Source organism: Pseudoxanthomonas sp. LjRoot204_2 (genome assembly GCF_056175765.1).
In genome coordinates this window covers 1-5,341 of record NZ_JBGFFG010000235.1, presented here as the reverse complement: position 1 = coordinate 5,341, position 5,341 = coordinate 1, and the positions used below count along the sequence as shown (strand labels likewise).

Genomic DNA, 5,341 nt, shown 5'->3' with positions numbered 1-5,341 from the left:
GTGCCAGGCATGCGGACTCCGTGATCTCGCGGTCAGCGACGCACGGCGTAGAGGCCGAACGTATTGCCGATGAAGCCACCCGCCGTCTCCACGCTCAGCAGGCTGGCGTCCAGGCCAGTGGCGACGCTCTTCCAGTCGCCAGCGGTCAGCGAGTACGACGCGTCCAGGCGCGGGCCATCGACGCGGAAGCGCAGCGACACGGGGCCGTGTCCTTCGTCCAGCGGAATGCGCGCCAGGCGGTCGCCTTCCTTCCCGTCCTCGTGGCCGCTGCGCCGGTACAGCGACACCGCCAGTCCGCGCGCATCGCGTTCGACGCCGAGCACGTAGTGACCGTACTCATTCTGCAGCAGCACGAGTCCTGCCAGTTCACCGACGGCGGGCTCGAACGAGGCGAGCGTGGTGTCCAGCGTGGCCGCGTGATGCTGCACGCGGTGGGCGATGTACGACGGCTGGCCCGGCACCGTGCCGAAGGCGCCCAGCGGCATCGTGCCCGGCGTGATCGTCAGGCCGTGCGCGCCGGTGGTGTACCAGCGGCTCTGCGGCGGATGCAGGGTCATCCACGACAGCGGCAGCGCGGGCGCGTCGAAGCGCTCGGTCCACGTCATCGGCCCGCTCGTGGGTAACGGTTGCGCATTGCGTGGCAGGTCCGGGCGCTTCGCGACCATCGGCACGCGTTCGCCGCGGGGCAGGACCACCGGCCAGCCGTCCTTCCACGTCACCGGCAGCAGGAAGGTTTCGCGGCCGAGGTTGTACTGGTTGCCGCGGTACGGACGGGTGGCGAGGAACACCGCCCACCACGTGCCGTCCTTGAGCTTCACGAACTGCGCGTGGCCGGTGGACGTCACCGGATCGGCGCGCTTCGGGTCGAGGTCGCGCTGGGTCAACGCGGGATTCGACGGCGAGGGTTGATACGGGCCGGTGAGCGCGCGGCTGCGCCATACCATCTGCGCGTGCTGCTCACCGGTGCCGCCCTCGGCCGCGGTCAGGTAGTACCAGCCGTTGTGCTTGAAGACGTGGGGGCCTTCGATGTGCTCGGGATTCGCCGCGGGATCGGCGCCGCCGTCCACCAGCAGGAGGCGCTTGCCGACCCGTTCGCGCCTGCCGAAGTCGAAACGCTGCAGCCAGATGGCGCGATGGCCGTCGTAGCGGAGCTTTCCATCGGGGACATCGTTGTGGACCACCCACGCGCTGCCGTCGTCGTCGAAGAACAGCGACGGATCGATGCCGGTGACGCCGAGCCAGATCGGGTCCGACCACGGGCCCGCAGGACTCCTGGCCGTCACCACGAAGTTGCCGCGATCGCAGTAGAAGCAGGTGTTGGCGATGTAGAACATGCCGTCGTGGTGGGCGAGGGTGGCGGCGAACAGGCCGCGGGTCAGTTCTTCCTTCTCGCCGTAGTTGATCTGTCCGGGGCGATGGATCGCGTTGCCCACCTGGGTCCACGACACCAGGTCGGTGCTGTGGAAGACTGGCAGGCCGGGGAAGTAACCGAACGTGGAATTCACCAGGTAGAAATCGTCGCCGACGCGGATAGCGGACGGGTCGGGGTAGAAGCCCGCGACGACCGGATTGCGGTACTCGTCCGCGCCCACCGTTGGACCCCCATCGTCGCCGTGGTAGCGCACGTCGCTGAAGACCGCATCGCCCGCCCATGCGGGACCGATCATCAACGATGCCGCCAGGATCCATGCGCAGTGCTTCAGCATCCGGTCTTCCTCTAGTAGGGGGCGGTCGCGGTCCGCCGTGCCCACAGCGCATGCAGGCCGCGCGCGGACAGGTCTTCGGGATGGCGCTGCACGCCGACGCCCAGCGTCGTCAGTGCGTGCGCGTAGGAGGCCAGCAGGCGGTCGTTGCCGATCAGGTGCACCTGCGCCGGGCGCGGCGCATGCGAGAGCAAGCCCGATGCGCGCAACTCGTGGCCGATCAGTAGGCCGGAGAGATACGAAGGTAGCGCCGGTTCGGCGAATTGCTGGAACAGGCCCGTCGTGCGCACGCCGAACAGGTGGTGCAGCAGGCCACCGGCGTCGGCGCTGCGCTTCAGCCCGGCATCGAATGCGTAACCATCGAAGCGCACGTCGCCGGCGGGCATCAACCGGCCGAGGATGCTGTGCTGGCGCAACAGCGCGAAGAGTTCGCCGGTCATCGCGGTGGCGATGCGGTGCACCTGGCCGTCGCGCACCGTGACCCACTTGCTGTGGGTGCCGGGCAGGCAGACGACGTGCGTTCCGCCGGGCAGGGCATCGAGCAATGCGGCGAGTTGCGTCTCTTCGCCACGCATGACGTCTGGCACGCTGTCCGAGTCGCTGTCGCGCAGGCCAGGCACCAGCCATAGCGCGCGGCCATCGAAGCCCGGCGGATGGAAACGCTGCATGCCGAGCGCCAGCGCATGGTTGCCGGCCGGGCAGGACAGGTACGGCATCTCGTGCCAGCCGCCGCGTCCGCCCACCATGCCGCACAGCAGGATGTCGGTGTCGTCCCAGCCGGCGATTTCCTGCGCGAGCACGTCGCCGAAACGGCCCGCGCACGCCAGCACGCCCTGGTCGCTGCGGCGGCGTTCGCGGACCTGGCCGTCGTCGGCCATCCGGTACAGGCGCAGGCTGCTGGCACCCCAGTCGACGGCGATCATGGCAGGCGCACCCGGTCCACGCCGCGCGCCAGCGCGCGCCCGGTGCGATGCGCGAACACGCCGCCCGACAACGGCGAAGCGGCGAGCGCGGCGGCGTCGAGTCCGACGCGTGCGCTGGTCACGTACAGCGTGTCCTCGTGCAACACGCAACACGAAGGCTGCGGCGCCGGCACGCGCACGATCCGGTCGATGCGGCCATCCGGGAGGTAGCGCACCACGCGTCCTGCGCCCCACTGTGCGTTCCACAACGCGCCTTCGGCGTCGATGATGGAACCGTCGGGTTCCGCGCCGGGCAGGTCGAGGTCGACGAACACCGCGATGTCGGACACGGTTGCGGTCGCGGCGTCGTAACGGCACTGCAGGATCCGCGGCGTCACCGAATCGCAGAAGTACATCCGCGTGCCGGTGGCGTCGAAGCAGATCGAATTCGGGATGGCGGCGTGCGGCAAGGCCAGTTCACGCAATCCGTGCGTCGCGGTGTACTGGTAGAAGCGGCCCGCCGGACGCAGATCGGCGTGTTCGCTCTTGGTCCCGAACACGAAGCCGCTTTCACGATCCACGCGGCCGTCGTTGATGCGGGTCATCGGGTCGCCGGCCTCGACATCGGCCAGTTTCTCCAGGGCGAGGTCGCGCGAGGACAGCTGCGCTTCCACATCGCTCGCGTAGAGCCCCTTCGCCAGGCCCAGCAGCAGGCGCCCATCCTCGCCGAGTGCGAGGCAACCGAGCGGCGAGGGGAGCGACCACGTATGCGTGTGGCCACTGTCGGGATCGTGCCGCCACAGTTCGGCGGCGAGGATGTCGGTCCAGTACAGCACGCGACGGCGGTCGCACCACAGGATGCCTTCGCCCAGCGCGCAGCGGCTGTCGACGGCCAGGGTCGCCAGCGCCGTCGTCACGGCATCACCACTCGGCCACGCTGCCATCGGCATGCCGCCACAACGGGTTGCGCCAGCGCGGCGGCTGCCGGTGCGCTTCCACCAGACGGTCCTCGTCGATCTCCACGCCCAGGCCGGGCCTGGGCAGTGCGGCGATGCTGCCGGTGTCGTCGCAGCGGAAATCCTCTTTGTTGAGCACGTAGTCCAGCAGGTCCGCGCCGGTGTTGTAGTGGATGCCGATGCTCTGCTCCTGCAGCATCGCGTTGTGCGACACGAAGTCCACCTGCAGGCACGCGGCCAGCGCGACCGGGCCCAGCGGGCAGTGCGGCGCCAGCGCCACGTCGTGCGCCTCGGCCATCGCCGCGATCTTCACGCACTCGGTGATGCCGCCGGCGTGCGACAGGTCGGGCTGCAGGATCGCCAGGCCGCCGGCCGCGAGGACCGGCTTGAACTCGGCGCGCGAATACATGCGTTCGCCGGCGGCGAGCGGGATCGAGGTCGCATCGGACAACGGGCGGTAGTACTCCCACTGTTCGGGCAACACCGGCTCTTCGACGAACAGCGGCTTGAACGGCGCCAGTTCGCGCAGCAGCACGCGCGCCATCGGCGCGCTGACACGGCCATGGAAGTCGATGCCGAAATCGACGCGGTCGCCCATCGCGTCGCGGATCGCCGCGACCTTGGCCACCGCCGCGTCGATCGCGCGAGGGCTGTCGATGAGCTTCAGTTCCTCGGTGCCGTTGAACTTGAACGTGTCGAAGCCCTGCGCCTGGTAGCGCTGCATCTGCGCGACGATGTCGGCAGGGCGGTCGCCGCCCACCCAGCGATAGGTCTTCATGCGGTCGCGCACGCGTCCGCCGAGCAGCTGGTAGACGGGCACGCCGAGCGCCTTGCCCTTGATGTCCCATAGGGCCTGGTCGATGCCGGCGATCGCGCTCATCAGGATGGCGCCGCCGCGATAGAAGCCGCCGCGATACAGCACCTGCCACAGATCATTGATGCGCGCAGGATCCTGGCCGACGAGATAGTCCGCCAGTTCGTGCACCGCCGCTTCCACGGTGCTGGCGCGCCCTTCGATGACCGGCTCGCCCCAGCCGGTCACGCCCTCGTCGGTCTCCACCTTGAGGAAGAGCCAGCGTGGTGCGGCGTGGAAGGTGCTGACGCGGACGATCTTCATGCGGCGTGGTCCAGGTAGGCCTGGCGGAAGCGACGCGCGTACTCGCACGTGCGCTCGACCGGCTGGCCGGGCTTGTAAAGTTCGCCGCCGATGCCGGCGCCCTGACAGCCGGCTGAGAGGTAGCCGGAGAGGGTGTCGGGCGTGACGCCACCGACGGCGAATAGGGGAACCGGCGGCAGCACGCTGCGCAGGGCGCGCACCATCGCCGGTCCGTAGATGGATGCGGGGAACAGCTTGAGCATCTGCGCGCCGGCATCGAGCGCGTCGAAGGCTTCGCTCGCCGTGGCGACACCGGCGGCGACCTGCAGGCCGCGCTCGACTGCGTGGCGGATCACCGGCGGGCGCGTGTTCGGCGTGACCATCAGGCGTCCACCGGCAGCGAGCAATGCATCCGCATCCACCGTCGTCAGCACGGTGCCCGCACCGATCCATGCGTGATCGCCGAACGCATCGACGGCGATGCGCACGCTGCGCGCCCAGTCCGGCGAATTGGTCGGGATCTCGATCGCGTCGTAGCCTTCTTCCACCAGCGCGCCCACGTGTGCGGGCACGTCGGCCGGCGTGATGCCGCGCAGGATCGCGATCAGCGGCAGGGCGAAGGGAAGGGTGGGCGCGTCCATGCGGATCAGTCGTGGTAGACCTGCGAACGGCCGCCATCGATGG

At 69.4% G+C, this 5,341-nt stretch carries 5 protein-coding genes; all 5 read right to left on the bottom strand.

Annotated elements, in window-relative coordinates; translation table 11 throughout:
* Positions 1–32: 32 nt before the first annotated feature.
* The 5 genes from AC04L7_RS11765 to AC04L7_RS11745 are packed head-to-tail and all read right to left on the bottom strand — an operon-like array spanning position 33 to position 5,298.
* Complete coding sequence (locus AC04L7_RS11765; RefSeq protein WP_299345901.1) at positions 33–1,706, bottom strand: glycoside hydrolase family 43 protein; 1,674 nt, start codon at positions 1,704–1,706, stop codon at positions 33–35.
* Between the two features lie 11 nt (positions 1,707–1,717).
* A complete protein-coding gene (locus AC04L7_RS11760) occupies positions 1,718–2,626 on the bottom strand; it encodes a 2-dehydro-3-deoxygalactonokinase (protein ID WP_436000492.1) in 909 nt (302 codons plus the stop codon).
* The gene (locus AC04L7_RS11755; protein WP_475513060.1) at positions 2,623–3,522 is read right to left on the bottom strand and encodes an SMP-30/gluconolactonase/LRE family protein; all 900 of its coding nucleotides are present in this window, start codon (positions 3,520–3,522) and stop codon (positions 2,623–2,625) included. The genes AC04L7_RS11760 and AC04L7_RS11755 overlap by 4 nt, the downstream gene beginning before the upstream one ends.
* 4 nt (positions 3,523–3,526) lie before the next feature.
* Positions 3,527–4,678, bottom strand: a complete 1,152-nt coding sequence (gene dgoD / locus AC04L7_RS11750; protein WP_299345910.1) for a galactonate dehydratase — start codon at positions 4,676–4,678, stop codon at positions 3,527–3,529.
* Positions 4,675–5,298 (bottom strand): 2-dehydro-3-deoxy-6-phosphogalactonate aldolase, encoded by a 624-nt coding sequence (locus tag AC04L7_RS11745; RefSeq protein ID WP_299345913.1) that lies wholly within the window; start codon positions 5,296–5,298, stop codon positions 4,675–4,677. Before AC04L7_RS11745 ends, dgoD begins: the two co-directional genes overlap by 4 nt.
* Positions 5,299–5,341: the final 43 nt, after the last annotated feature.

Bases quoted from the DNA above. Each gene is read 5' to 3' on its own strand.
- AC04L7_RS11765 (WP_299345901.1), bottom strand. From the start codon at position 1,706: ATGCTGAAGCACTGCGCATGGATCCTGGCGGCATCGTTGATGATCGGT.
- AC04L7_RS11760 (WP_436000492.1), bottom strand. From the start codon at position 2,626: ATGATCGCCGTCGACTGGGGTGCCAGCAGCCTGCGCCTGTACCGGATG.
- dgoD (WP_299345910.1), bottom strand. From the start codon at position 4,678: ATGAAGATCGTCCGCGTCAGCACCTTCCACGCCGCACCACGCTGGCTC.
- AC04L7_RS11745 (WP_299345913.1), bottom strand. From the start codon at position 5,298: ATGGACGCGCCCACCCTTCCCTTCGCCCTGCCGCTGATCGCGATCCTG.